The following is a 13,134-nucleotide window of genomic DNA, read 5'->3' on the forward strand; positions in this document are numbered from 1 at the left end:
TTTGTGGAGAACTATTTAAAGGTTTATAATATTTATATGATTTTTCCAATGCATAGGCTTATAGAGTGATAAATACATGTAAAAAAATTATACTATACCGCATGATAACCCCTGAGAAAACTTGTCCGTATGGTGTAAAAGCAAAAGAACTATTAGAAGAAAAAGGCTTAGAATTTGAGGATATTATTTTAAAAACTAAAGCTGAAATAGATGCTTTTAAAGCTAAGCATAATCTTCAAACTACACCTTTGATACTCATTGATGAAAAGAAAATCGGTGGTTATAGTGATTTAGTTGAATTTTTGGGTAGCCAATGAAAAATCAACTGAAATACTTTGTATATCCAACAAAAGTTTTACCAGAACATATTGACCCAAATAACCATCTAAACAATATTGTTTATCTACAATGGATGCAAGATATTGCTATTGAGCATGTCAAAGCTAACGGAGTATTTGAAATTACTGAAGAATTAGGACTTACATGGTTTGCAAAAAAACATACTATTGAATATATGTCTCAAGGGTTTTTAGGTGATGAAATTACAGTTATTACATGGGTTGAAAGTGCGACAAAGATTTCTACTTTGCGTAAGTATCATATATACAGAAAATCAGATAAGAAACTCTTATGTAAAGCTGAAACCTTATGGATTATGATAAATTTAGAAAAAGGGCGACCAGCTAAGATCCCTGCTGACTTGATAGGAATATTTGATAAATATAATGGTTTTGAAATAGATGATGTTTCTAGTTTAGTCTAGTAGTTCTAGTTATTTTTCAAACACTTTTAAAGCTTCTAAAAACACATCTACGCTAGCACCTTTTTTATTAGTATTTTCACTTAAATACCTACGATAAACTTTAGCATTTGGTAAGCCATTAAATAAGTTTAGAGTGTGTTTTGTGATGTTGTTTAGCTTAAGGTTTGAGTCGCGCTCCATTTGTGTTTTTATATATTCAGCCATTTTATAGGCAACCTCTAAAGGTGTTACAGGCTCTGTTTCAGTACCATAAAACTCATTATCAAAGTCGTTAAAAATCATAGGATTATGGTATGCTTCACGACCAATCATAACGCTATCAATATGTTGTAAATGCTCGTGCGATTGTTCAGCAGTTGTTATGCCACCATTTATACCAATCTCAAGATTTGGGAAGTCTTTTTTGATGTTATAAACCGTATCGTATTTTAACTCAGGGATGGTACGGTTTTCTTTGGGAGATAAGCCACTTAGCCAGCCTTTGCGAGCATGAAGACATAGATAGTCAACACCTGCATTAACTTGTTTTTCAACAAAGTTATAAAGCTCTTCATAATTATCATTATGATCATAACCAATGCGTGTTTTTACGGATACTGGGATACTAAGATTATCTTTCATAGCTTTAACACAATCAGCTACTAAGTCAGGCTCTGCCATCAATGAAAGACCAAAATTACCTTTTTTAACTCGCTCACTAGGACAACCAACATTTATGTTTATTTCATCATAACTTAGGCTTTGTGCTAATTTACCACAATAAATGAAATCTTCAGGAACGCAGCCACCAAGTTGAAGAGTTACAGGGTTCTCTTCGGCATTATAATTTAGTAAAAAGTTTTTATTTCCATGAATTATTGCGTTTAAGGTTATCATTTCAGTATAAAGCATCGTGTGTTTAGTGATTAAACGCATCATGTAACGATAATGTCTGTCAGTCCAATCAAGCATCGGTGCGATACAGATTCTACGAGGGGATATATTCATATTGGAAATACAAGTTTAAAGTGGGTCATCATCATAATCTATACGGTGTATGATACTATCAATTTGTGTGCGATATTTTTCAGTGTTTTTTGAGTATCTAGTGTATCTGGGGTCTGGTCTATCATTCATCCAGTTTGCTAAATCCCAGTTATAGGTCGTTTTAAAACAGAGCTTACCAAATTCAGTAAGATTAAAGTCGGCTTGAGTTTGTAAGCAACCGGTTAAAAAGACATCAGCATAAGTCTGCAAGATAGGGAATTTCTCAGTAGGGAACTCAGCATCTTTGAAGTCTTTTACATACATCCAATAGTCACCTTTAGGCAAGCTTTTCACACCAAGAGGTAGTAAGTCTTTTCTTGGTATTTTGACTCTGCAATAAGAAGCTTCGCGAAGATCTGTTGCTGAAATATCACTAGCTTTAGCTTTGTAGTATATAGCATTCATTACATAACCTTTATTAGGGATTCCTAAAAGGAATGTAGCCTTAGATTTGTTACCTCTAGAAGCCCAAATTCTTTCAAAGTTCTTAACTAATATAGGAGCTGCGTATGTAGCATCTGGAACAGTGATGTTACGAGAGTCTTTGTTCATTAAACTACCATAACCAATTACATAATTATTTCTCTTGGAGCTGACCCCAGGTCTACAGTCAGTAGAGTCTTCAGGTGTTTGAGATTCAAGATTTTCTTTTAGTATTTTTATCTCATTCTCATGGATGTTCGTCGCCTTTTTGACGCCTTGTTTTTGGCCTATCAAAAAACTGCCAAGGACTACGACAGATATTATAGAGATGACTACAATATTTTTCTTTTTTATCATTGTGATGTTATATCAGACCATATTAATTAGATATCTTAGCTATTTTTGAGTGAAATTTAAAGTTTTTGTTTATAAGAGGTCTTAAAGTCTGTTATATATGGGTACTAAGATGTGGTATAATACCGACTAGTTATTTTAAAAATATCATAAATAAATTGGAGTTTATGTAATGTCTGAAAATCAAGCTTATGACTCAACGAGTATTAAAGTCTTAAAAGGTTTAGATGCTGTAAGAAAAAGACCAGGAATGTACATCGGAGATACTGATGATGGCAGTGGTTTACATCATATGGTATTTGAGGTTCTTGATAATGCGATTGATGAAGCTTTAGCTGGGCATTGTGATGATATTAAAGTTATTATAAATACTGATGGTTCGGTATCTGTTAGTGATAATGGTCGCGGTATTCCAACGGATATTCATAAAGAAGAAGGCCGTTCTGCAGCTGAAGTTATTATGACGATACTTCATGCAGGTGGTAAGTTTGATGATAATTCATATAAAGTTTCTGGTGGTCTACATGGTGTTGGTGTATCTGTTGTGAACGCACTATCTGAATCTTTATCTTTAGATATTTGTCGTAGTGGTCACAGATATTTTCAAGAATATGTTCATGGTGTGCCGCAATATCCATTAAAACAACTAGAAGAAACTGATAAAAGTGGTTCGATTATTACATTTAAACCAAGTAAAGAAACTTTCTCATTTGTAGATTTTGATTATGACATTTTGATGAAGAGAATTAGAGAGCTTTCTTTCTTAAATTCAGGTGTAAAAATAGAGCTTATCGATAAGATTGCTGATAGATCAGAAACTTTCAAATATGATGGTGGTATTAAAGCGTTTGTATCTTACTTAAATAGAGCTAAAAAACCTATCCATGAAGATGTAATCGCTGTAAATGGTGAAAAAGATGATATTGCTGTTGAGTTAGCTTTACAGTGGAATGACTCGTATAAAGAATCAATATTTTGTTTTACAAACAATATTCCGCAAAGAGATGGTGGTACACACTTATCTGGCTTGAAAGCAGCTGTAACTAGAACTATGAATGCTTATATAGAAGCAGAAGGTTTCAATAAAAAATTAAAAATATCTCTTACTGGTGAAGATATGCGTGAAGGCTTAGCTGCAGTACTATCAGTGAAAGTGCCAGATCCAAAATTCTCATCTCAAACAAAAGATAAGCTAGTTTCATCTGATGTAAAATCAGCAGTTGAATCTCAAGTTAATGAGAAGCTACAGGAGTTTTTACAAGAGAATCCTAAAGAAGCAAAAATTATTTGTGAAAAAATATTAGATTCTGGTAAAGCTCGTGAAGCTGCTCGTAAAGCTCGTGATATGACTCGCCGTAAAGGCGCTTTAGATATCGCAGGGCTTCCCGGTAAATTAGCGGATTGCCAAGAAAAAGATCCAGCATCTTCTGAATTATACCTGGTGGAGGGAGATTCAGCAGGAGGTTCAGCAAAACAAGCTCGTGATCGTAAATCTCAAGCGATACTACCTCTTAAAGGTAAGATTTTAAATGTAGAGAAAGCTCGCTTTGATAAAATGCTAGGTTCAGCAGAGGTTGGTACTCTTATCAAAGCTTTAGGCTGTGGTATAGGTGTTGAGGACTATAATCCTGATAAGACTAGGTATCATAAAATCATATTAATGACGGATGCCGATGTCGATGGCTCTCACATTAGAACATTGCTTTTGACATTCTTTTATAGACAAATGCCTGAGCTAGTTGATAGAGGGTATCTATATATTGCTCAACCCCCTCTATTTAAAGTAAAACGTGGTAAGCAAGAAACATATTTAAAGGATGAAGATGCTTTAGCAGAGTATCTTGGTAATATTGGTCTTGAAAGTGCTGTGATACAAGCAAAAGATACAGCTATATCTGGACAAATTTTAAACAACTATTATGAGTTGTACCAAAAATCAGAAAAAGTTATCAATAAGTATGCAAAAATTTATCCTGAAAAATTGCTTAGGGTAATGGCTTATAACACTAAGTTTATTGATGATAATATCTCACAATGGTGGACAGAAATTGTTGAGAAATGTAATGAAAAGTCTCTTTCTTATGAAAAATTTAAACTTATAGAAAATAGATCTACTGATGAAGAGGGTGTTGAAACAGTTGCATATGGAGTGAATCATTATATAAATGGTTACGATACTGATTATGTAATGAAAAATAGTTTCTTTACTACAAAAGATTATGAAGATCTTATCACTTACGGTGAAGTGTTATCGGATATATCTTTTGAAGGTGCTTTTGTTGAAAGAGGTAATAAAAAGCAGTTTGTTGATAATTTTGAGATGGCTATTACATGGCTACTTAAAGAGGCTCGTCGTGGTCATGATATACAACGATACAAAGGTCTTGGTGAGATGAATCCCGAGCAGCTTTGGGAAACTACTATGGATCCTGATAATAGAATTTTATTACAGGTTACAGTTAAAGATGCCATTGAAGCTGATTCTTTATTTACTACGCTAATGGGTGATGAGGTAGAACCTCGTAGAGACTTTATTGAGTCAAATGCTCTAAATGTAATGAACCTAGATGTATAGTTAAACTATATTTTTCAAATATCCTAATTTATCTCAATGCAAATTTTTATCTACAAAAACTACTTAATTAATCATAAGGTATTTAATTTATCATGTCTTTTAAAATAGCTGATATTGAAATAGAAAATAATGTAGTGCTAGCTCCTATGGCAGGCTTTTGTGATAGTGCATTTAGGACTCTTTGCAAAGAGCATGGTGCTGGATTGATATACACTGAAATGGTAAATAACAAAGGTGTAGCAGATAGACATTGGGAAACTATGGAAATGCTCTATATGGAGGACTCGGAAAAGCCTCTTGGTGTACAGATTTTTGGTACAGACTTAGATAGTTTTGTTGGAGCAACTAAGTATATTGCTGAAAATACTGAGTGTGATTTTCTTGATATAAACATGGGTTGCCCGATGCCTAAAATTGCTAAAAAACTTCAAGCTGGAGCAGCGCTTTTAAAAGATGTTGATAGGATTCATGAAATTTTGAGTACTATAGTAAAAGCAGTACATAAGCCTATAACTGTTAAAATGCGTATTGGTTGGGATGATCAGAGTATAAATGCTGTAGAGGTCGCTAAAGCTTGTGAAGATGCTGGGGTAAGTGCGATAGCATTGCATGGCCGTACACGAGAACAGATGTATACAGGTAAAGCAAATTGGGATGTTATCCGAGATGTGAAAAAAGCTGTAGATACCGTAGTGATAGGCAATGGTGATGTATTTTGTCCACAAAGTGCAAAAGCTATGATGGATCATACAGGAGTGGATGCTGTGATGGTAGGGCGTGCATCTCGTGGAAATCCTTGGATATTTAAGCAAATTGCAGAATACTTAAACACTGGTGAGATAATCCCACCACCAACGGCTTTTGAGCGAGTTGATGTGTTAGGAGAGCATTTAAAAAGGCTTATTAAATTAAAAACTGCAAAAGTAGCTGTTAGAGAGATTCGTACTCATGCGAGTTTCTATTTACAGGATATACCAAACTCACGAGAGTTCAGAGCTAAGTTAAATCAGCTTGATAATGAGTCTGAAATTTTTAAGGTTTTAGGTGAGTATAAAGCTAGTTTCTAGTGGGGCATCATATTTAAAAATTAACATCAACAGCCTTTCATCAGTAAACTAAGATATGATTGAAGCTAAATTACCGATATATAGTAAATATCTAGCGTTTCAAAATATCATCATTTTTTACTTTTGTCCATTTACCTTCGGACTTATCTATATATTGAAAATATTCATTAGTGAAAGCTCCTTGAACACAAGTTTCTCTAGCGTATCTCCATGTAGTATTTTCATTATTAATGATTTTACCCATAACACCTGGTCCTGTGAGGTTCCATACTCCTAAACTTGTATCACCACTTTCTATGTTTGTTATTATAGTATTAATACATTGTTGAATTTTTTCATTACCAGGAGCAACAGCAAAGTAATAGTTTGTAATATATAACTGTTTTGCTTTTATAAACATTTCAGTTTTATCTTTTAATATTTTAGATGGTTTAGCAACTAAGCAACCGTCCATATCAATATAAATACCTCCATGTTCATATAGAGCTAGAAGACGCCACAAGTCAGCCTTTGATGCTCCAACAGTTAGCTTAGAGTATGCATCAAATGCATATGGATAATTATCTTTGATATACTGGTCAATATCTAAAATAAATCTATATTCATAACTTGGAGCAATGACTCTATTAAATAGATAATTAACATAAATAGGTAATGATACCTGATTTGTGAAATTTGTTTGCCATATGATTTTTGGTATTGCTATTTGTTTCTTTGATTTTATTAGTGGTGCACTATACTCAGGAATTGTAAACCTTTTGTTGGGAAATATTTTATGAAAAGCTATAGATATACCCTTAACTAAATTTCCTAGTATTCTTATTATTCTACTATTAATTAAATCAATATTTACCATATTGTATTGCTGTTTGAGTATACTTATTAATATTTGTATATTATATTCTATTTGATTATTATTGTTTGATTATTTTGCTGGGGTTTATAATAGGATTATAAAATAAAATATTGAGAGGGATCTTTATACTAAGTATTTATGTTTATTAAAAACAATACTTCGAGATCTCTCCGCAAAAGTAACTATACCATTATCAATGAAACTATCTGTTATTGCTTGAGGAATGTCTTTATCAAGGTTCCTTGTGATAAGTCTATAAAAAGCCTCTTTTTCAGTTTCATTAGTCTGTCTTTTAAACTTTTGATTTACAACCTCATTAAAGCATTCTAAGAAGTGTTTTATTCTAACTTTTGGATTTGTGTTACTTGTACCTATATTACAAGCATTTGGCGCTGATGTTGATATGTTAAAGCCTTTACGAGTGTAGTAGGCTGCAATTCCTTTAAAAATTCTATCATTACTAAAAATTGTAATAGTCAGGTATGTTCTATAATCTTTGTATCTTTCAACATACTCACCTACTTTAGCACAAATGTAACCATCCATGTTGTCCTTATTACCTTCACCATAAATAATAGGCACAAGTTCAAAATTATTATGGATTTGAGTCTTTTTGAAGTTTGGGTCTAGTTCTTGACTATTAGTAAACACTATAGCTCTATCAAAGTTACCTTCAGCAATAGCATCAAACTTATTATAGTTTTCAGAGTCAACAATAGCTAGTTTAAGATATTCCATAATACACAATACCAAGCACTATCAATAAATATATTTTATCTTAAAACTATCAGATTTTATAAATTTTGTTACAATTATACCAATTTAGTATAGTTTAATAGAGTTATGATTGATTTAAACCAAAGTTATAAAGAATTATCACAAGAGTTTTATACTGAGCAAGGTGTATATAAATATCCAAATGCAGAAATAGTGATATTTAATGATGAACTTGCAAAAGAATTAGGTATAAGGTTTGATGATCATAGTACTAGAGAAAAACTTGGTTTTTTATTAGGATATTCTGCAAAACAGCCAGTAGCTCAAGCTTATGCAGGACATCAGTTTGGGCATTTCACTACTCTTGGTGATGGTAGAGCTATACTTTTAGGAGAGTGTAAAAATAGTGAAGGAGACAGTGTAGATATCCAGCTTAAAGGAGCGGGTAGAACAGCGTATTCACGCGGTGGAGATGGTAAGGCTCCATTAGGGGCGATGCTTAGAGAGTATATTGTTAGTGAGGCAATGTATAGTTTAGAAATACCAACCTCAAGAATTTTAGCTGTAATCATTACAGGTGAAAATATTCAAAGAAATACTTTAGAGCAAGGAGCTATAGCAGTAAGAGTTGCAAGCAGTCATATTCGTGTTGGGACATTTCAATATGCAGCTACACTAAGCGAAAATCACTCTCAAGAGCTTTTAGACTATACGATTAAAAGACATAATATTCCTTATGAAGATAATAAAGCTTTAGGCTTACTGGATTTTGTAATTGATAAACAAAGTACTTTAATAACAGAGTGGGAACGCGTAGGTTTTATTCATGGGGTGATGAACACTGATAATATGACAATATCAGGTGAAACTATAGATTATGGTCCATGTGCTTTTATAAATAAGTATGATCCTCAAACAGTCTTTAGCTCTATTGATAGAAGGGGGCGTTATGCTTTTGCAAATCAGGCAAATATAGCGGGTTGGAATATCGCAAGGTTAGCAGAAAGTGTATTGCCTTTGATTAATTCTAACCAAGATAAAGCTGTAGAAATTGCTCAACAACGTTTAGACAATTACGCTGGATTATATACAAAAAAATGGCAACAAATGATGTCAAATAAATTTGGTTTTGAAAGTTTTGATGATAAAGAAGTATCTGAATATTTAACTAAAATGCAATCACAAGAGTTAGATTATACAAATTCATTTATTGATTTAACTCATACGAAACAACCAATTTTGGAAGTGATGAAAAACTCTAACCCAACTGTTATTCCTAGAAATCATCAAGTAAATAAAGCCATAAAACTTGCTGAAGATGGCAATTATAGTTTTTTAAATGACTTTGTTGCGACTTTAAAAAAACCTTATGGAATTAATCAAAAAACTAAATTTTATAATCAATCAGCATCACACGATGAAGATGTAGAGTTTACTTTTTGTGGTACCTAGTTTGTATTTGATAAACAAATGTTTTAAAAGCAGTAAATAAATTGTTTTAAATCTTATATAATGAATGAATAGTCTCTTAAAATATAAGATAATGAGCAAAGTAGACACTAAAAAAATAGATGTAATAGCCCCTTCTTTAGGGCGTCGATTTTCTGGTATAAATGCTAGTATGATGGCAGTAATTCCAGAACAGACCAAGTTAACTGGTATAGTAGGGCTTGGGCTCAATCTTGACTCTAATAAAGTTCCAGTAATTTCATTTAAGCAATTTTTATTTGGTTGTTGGCGAGATAAATGGCGTATTTGGCATGCGCGTAGAAATATAGATATGTTAACAGGTATTATTTTAAAATATGTTTTTAGATATAAGATAGTCCTAGTATTTACTTCTGTAGCACAGCGTTATCATAAGAGTTTGACTAAATTCTACATAAATCAAATGTCAGAGATTATCTGCCCATCAAATATTTCTGCATCATATCTAGAGTATAAGCCCAATATTGTTCCTCATGGTGTTAATACTAGTATATTTTATCCATCAACTAGTGAAGATAAACAGTCAGAGAATATTGTAGTGCCTTGTGAAAATACAATAGGCATTTTTGGAAGAATAAGAAAGTCAAAAGGCACAGAAGAGTTTATTGATGCTGTTATAAAAGTTTTACAACATCATGATAACTGGGGTGCTGTTGTTATAGGTGAATCTACACCAAAAGATTTAGAATTTAAAAAAATGCTCGAAGATAAAGTTTTGAAAGCAGGGTTAGAGTCAAGAATAGTATTTACAGGATTTTTGAAAGATTCTGCAGAAATTCCTAAATGGTATAGAGCTATAGATATAGTCGTTTGTGCTAGTCATAATGAAGGTTTCGGCTTACCAGCACTAGAAGCAATGGCATCTAAATGTAGTGTTATAGCAACTAAAGCTGGAGCTTGGCCTGAGTTTATTACAGATGGTGAAAATGGTTATCTTGTAGATACAAAATCATCTGAGCAGATAGCTGAGAAATTAGAAATCTTAATGAGTAATGATAGTTTAAGAAATCAAATAGCTCAAAATGGTTATAACCTAGTTACTTCAAAATATAAAATTGAAAATGAAGCTGAAGGCATACAAGAGATTTACGATAAACTTTTAGCTGAGAAGAATAAGGGTTGCTAGCTGTTTCTGGTACATTAACCAAAATGTTTGCTAGAATATATTTCATAAGTTTTTTTTAAACTTTATTATTAACTAGATCCATGAAAAGTAATAAAAGATTATCCTGACTCAGGGAGGTTTTGATGTCATTCTACTCTATCCAAAATAAGCTTCTAGAGAACTATAAATCCGAAGTTGAGCTTAAATATAAAATGCTAAATGGACTTTTTTTAAGTACTCCTTTAGATAAAGAGCATAATGCAACCTCAAGGTTAGCAACATTTTCTAATATTTGTGAGAATGAACTAGCGAAAGGTAAAGATCCAATAGAAATTATAAGAAGTCTATATCCTGATATATCCGAAGAAGAAAAACTCCAAATATTTATAAAATTCATACGCTATATAGAAAGACAAATAGTTCTAATAGATGCTATTGAAGAAGCTGCTTATGCAAAAACTCATGATTTAAATGGTGAATATAGCATTACTAGGCTGACAAGAAGAGTCGAAAGAAATTGTAAAGAAAATGCTCTAACAAGTGCTTTGAATGAATATAAAACGAGACTTGTCCTTACTGCTCATCCGACTCAATTCTATGCAAAACTTGTACTACCTATCATTCATGACCTTAAAAAAGCTATCATCGATAACGATATAAATAAAATTAGAGATATTTTTCTACAAATGGGAAAAACTAGATTTAGTAATAAAACCAAACCAACTCCTGAAGGTGAAGCTATATCTATTATATGGTACTTAAACAATATTTTTTATAATATTATCCCTAAAGTTCAGCATAAATTAACAAACAACAATACCAATATTGAAATAGGTTTTTGGCCTGGTGGAGATAGAGATGGTAACCCATTTGTTACAGCAAATGTAACTAAGAAAGTTTCTAAACATTTAAGAAGCAATATTTTTAACTGCTACAATAAAGATCTAAAAAGACTTATTAAAAAACTTACTTTTGAAGGTGTACACGAAGAACTCACAAAAATTAGAAAAAAACTAAAAGAAAATAAATATATTAGCGCCAATGATTTTATAAATTCTCTTAAAAAAGTAAAAAATGTAGTTGATGATAAATATGATTCTTTGTTCGTAGATAAGCTAGATAGCCTTATTTTAAAGGTTAAAATCTTTGGATTTCATTTTACAAAATTAGATATTCGTCAAAATGCTAAAATACACAATTTATTCTTTAATGAAATTTTTAAAGAAAACTATAACCTTGATTATCAAACACTCAATGATGCTGAAAAAATTAAACTTTTAACAAAATTAAGTAAAGAAAAAAGTCTAGTTGAGCTAGATTTTAGTAGTGATCTTGCTAAAGAACTACTAGAAACGATTAATACAATACAATATGTCCAACAACAAAATGGCTATAATGCTATTGAAAGATATATTATTAGTAATGCAGACTCTGCTGCAAGTATATTAGAAGTTCTAACAATATTTAGACTTTTCAATAAAAATATCAAAAACAATAATAAAAAAATCAAAATTGAAGTTGTTCCCTTATTTGAAACAATGGAAGATTTAACCAACTCAACTAAAATAATTGATGAACTACTTAAGACAAAACTTTACACCGACAACCTAATTATTTGGGATAATACTCAAACGATTATGCTAGGGTTTTCTGATGGGACAAAAGATGGTGGCTATTTTATGGCTAACTGGTCTATCCTTGAAGCCAAAAGAGAGCTTAGTAGATATTTTAATTCTAAAGGAATTAAGCCTATATTCTTTGATGGTAGAGGTGGACCTCCTTCTCGAGGCGGTGGAGATATGTTTTTATTCTATAAAGGACTATCAAATGTAGTTTCTAACCATGATGTACAGGTGACTATTCAAGGCCAAACTATATCTGCAAAATTTGGCAATACTGATAGCGCACAATATAATCTCGAGCAGATTTTAACCTCAGGATTATACGGAAAGCTAAATCTACATAATGCTCCAAAATTAACTCCTATAGAGGTAGAACTTATTGATGAGCTAGGTAAACTATCATTTGACACATATTCTGACCTAAAAAATCATCCAGAATTTATCGACTATCTTACAGAAATTACTCCATTAAAGTATATTAGTGAAATGAAAGTTGGTTCTCGTCCATCAAAACGTAATTCCGGAGAGAAAATCAGACTTGATGATCTTCGAGCTATTCCGTATGGTGCAGCTTGGGCACAAATGCGCCAAAGTATTTTAGCATTTCATGGTCTTGGCACTGCTATAAACACAATAGTAAACAGAAATGATGACAACTTAATAGCTTTAAAGAAAATATATGAAAATTCACTCATAATTAAGGGGATTTTTGATAATGCTCTACAAAGTATAGAACAGACTAACTTTAATATTACCAAACATATAAGTAAAGATGTTAAATATAAAGACTTTTGGCAACAGATATATAATGAATATACTCTAGCTAAGAAGTTTTTACTTACAATAACTGGTAAAAATGAGAAGTTTTTACATGCTAATCCAATAAAAGAAAGATCTATTCGGATGAGAGATAATATAACCTTGCCACTGGTTATATTACAGCAATATGCTCTTGATTGTCTAAGGCATAACTCTGAACACAAACATAAAGAACTTCTCGAAACTATTATTAAAAAATCTTTAGCTGCGAATATAAATGCTAATCAAAACTCTATATGACTAGATGTAAATTTTCATAAGGTTATGGCTGTTAGTTATAGTATTTAGTAAAATATATAGAGTTATTATAGTAAAACCT

The 13,134-nt window shown here is 31.9% G+C and carries 11 protein-coding genes; 7 read left to right on the plus strand and 4 right to left on the minus strand.

Features of this window, described 5'->3' with window-relative positions:
• Positions 1 to 101 precede the first annotated feature (101 nt).
• On the plus strand, positions 102 to 317 hold the full coding sequence (locus CDH04_RS03395; protein WP_112870882.1) for a glutaredoxin family protein: 216 nt from the start codon (positions 102 to 104) through the stop codon (positions 315 to 317).
• The gene (locus CDH04_RS03400; RefSeq protein ID WP_112869689.1) at positions 314 to 763 is read left to right on the plus strand and encodes an acyl-CoA thioesterase; all 450 of its coding nucleotides are present in this window, start codon (positions 314 to 316) and stop codon (positions 761 to 763) included. The genes CDH04_RS03395 and CDH04_RS03400 overlap by 4 nt, the downstream gene beginning before the upstream one ends.
• 9 nt (positions 764 to 772) lie before the next feature.
• Here CDH04_RS03400 and dusA read toward each other — a convergent pair whose 3' ends face one another.
• Both dusA and chaC read right to left on the minus strand, forming a co-directional pair.
• Positions 773 to 1,750 (minus strand): tRNA dihydrouridine(20/20a) synthase DusA, encoded by a 978-nt coding sequence (gene dusA / locus CDH04_RS03405; RefSeq protein WP_112869690.1) that lies wholly within the window; start codon positions 1,748 to 1,750, stop codon positions 773 to 775.
• Between the two features lie 15 nt (positions 1,751 to 1,765).
• On the minus strand, positions 1,766 to 2,566 hold the full coding sequence (gene chaC, locus CDH04_RS03410) for a gamma-glutamylcyclotransferase ChaC (RefSeq protein WP_112870883.1): 801 nt from the start codon (positions 2,564 to 2,566) through the stop codon (positions 1,766 to 1,768).
• Between the two features lie 172 nt (positions 2,567 to 2,738).
• Between chaC and gyrB the strand changes: the two genes are divergently transcribed.
• Together gyrB and dusB are read left to right on the plus strand one after the other, a co-directional pair.
• Positions 2,739 to 5,141, plus strand: a complete 2,403-nt coding sequence (gyrB, locus tag CDH04_RS03415; RefSeq protein WP_112869691.1) for a DNA topoisomerase (ATP-hydrolyzing) subunit B — start codon at positions 2,739 to 2,741, stop codon at positions 5,139 to 5,141.
• A gap of 92 nt (positions 5,142 to 5,233) precedes the next feature.
• Positions 5,234 to 6,208, plus strand: a complete 975-nt coding sequence (gene dusB / locus CDH04_RS03420) for a tRNA dihydrouridine synthase DusB (RefSeq protein WP_112869692.1) — start codon at positions 5,234 to 5,236, stop codon at positions 6,206 to 6,208.
• A gap of 91 nt (positions 6,209 to 6,299) precedes the next feature.
• On the opposite strand, the gene CDH04_RS03425 is transcribed toward dusB, so the two are convergent.
• Both CDH04_RS03425 and CDH04_RS03430 read right to left on the minus strand, forming a co-directional pair.
• Positions 6,300 to 7,064: a glycosyltransferase family 32 protein gene (locus CDH04_RS03425; protein WP_112869693.1), complete on the minus strand. Its 765-nt coding sequence runs from the start codon at positions 7,062 to 7,064 to the stop codon at positions 6,300 to 6,302.
• 123 nt (positions 7,065 to 7,187) lie between these two features.
• Entirely contained in the window at positions 7,188 to 7,802 is a 615-nt protein-coding gene (locus CDH04_RS03430; protein ID WP_112869694.1) for a PIN domain-containing protein, read from the minus strand.
• 105 nt (positions 7,803 to 7,907) lie between these two features.
• On the opposite strand from CDH04_RS03430, the gene CDH04_RS03435 reads away from it, so the two are divergent.
• The 3 genes from CDH04_RS03435 (at position 7,908) to CDH04_RS03445 (ending at position 13,055) form a co-directional block, all read left to right on the plus strand.
• Entirely contained in the window at positions 7,908 to 9,233 is a 1,326-nt protein-coding gene (locus CDH04_RS03435) for a protein adenylyltransferase SelO (RefSeq protein ID WP_112869695.1), read from the plus strand.
• A 91-nt stretch (positions 9,234 to 9,324) separates the two neighbouring features.
• On the plus strand, positions 9,325 to 10,395 hold the full coding sequence (locus tag CDH04_RS03440) for a glycosyltransferase family 4 protein (protein ID WP_112870884.1): 1,071 nt from the start codon (positions 9,325 to 9,327) through the stop codon (positions 10,393 to 10,395).
• Positions 10,396 to 10,517: 122 nt separating this feature from the next.
• Positions 10,518 to 13,055: a phosphoenolpyruvate carboxylase gene (locus CDH04_RS03445; protein WP_112869696.1), complete on the plus strand. Its 2,538-nt coding sequence runs from the start codon at positions 10,518 to 10,520 to the stop codon at positions 13,053 to 13,055.
• The last annotated feature ends 79 nt before the right edge of the window (positions 13,056 to 13,134 follow it).

The organism is Francisella adeliensis (genome assembly GCF_003290445.1).
Classification (GTDB): Bacteria; Pseudomonadota; Gammaproteobacteria; order Francisellales; family Francisellaceae; genus Francisella; species Francisella adeliensis.

What these genes read in the sequence shown, in the direction of transcription:
- CDH04_RS03395 (WP_112870882.1), top strand. Translation starts at nt 102, where the DNA reads ATGATAACCCCTGAGAAAACTTGTCCGTATGGTGTAAAAGCAAAAGAA.
- CDH04_RS03400 (WP_112869689.1), top strand. Translation starts at nt 314, where the DNA reads ATGAAAAATCAACTGAAATACTTTGTATATCCAACAAAAGTTTTACCA.
- dusA (WP_112869690.1), bottom strand. Translation starts at nt 1,750, where the DNA reads ATGAATATATCCCCTCGTAGAATCTGTATCGCACCGATGCTTGATTGG.
- gyrB (WP_112869691.1), top strand. Translation starts at nt 2,739, where the DNA reads ATGTCTGAAAATCAAGCTTATGACTCAACGAGTATTAAAGTCTTAAAA.
- dusB (WP_112869692.1), top strand. Translation starts at nt 5,234, where the DNA reads ATGTCTTTTAAAATAGCTGATATTGAAATAGAAAATAATGTAGTGCTA.
- CDH04_RS03425 (WP_112869693.1), bottom strand. Translation starts at nt 7,064, where the DNA reads ATGGTAAATATTGATTTAATTAATAGTAGAATAATAAGAATACTAGGA.
- CDH04_RS03430 (WP_112869694.1), bottom strand. Translation starts at nt 7,802, where the DNA reads ATGGAATATCTTAAACTAGCTATTGTTGACTCTGAAAACTATAATAAG.
- CDH04_RS03435 (WP_112869695.1), top strand. Translation starts at nt 7,908, where the DNA reads ATGATTGATTTAAACCAAAGTTATAAAGAATTATCACAAGAGTTTTAT.
- CDH04_RS03440 (WP_112870884.1), top strand. Translation starts at nt 9,325, where the DNA reads ATGAGCAAAGTAGACACTAAAAAAATAGATGTAATAGCCCCTTCTTTA.
- CDH04_RS03445 (WP_112869696.1), top strand. Translation starts at nt 10,518, where the DNA reads ATGTCATTCTACTCTATCCAAAATAAGCTTCTAGAGAACTATAAATCC.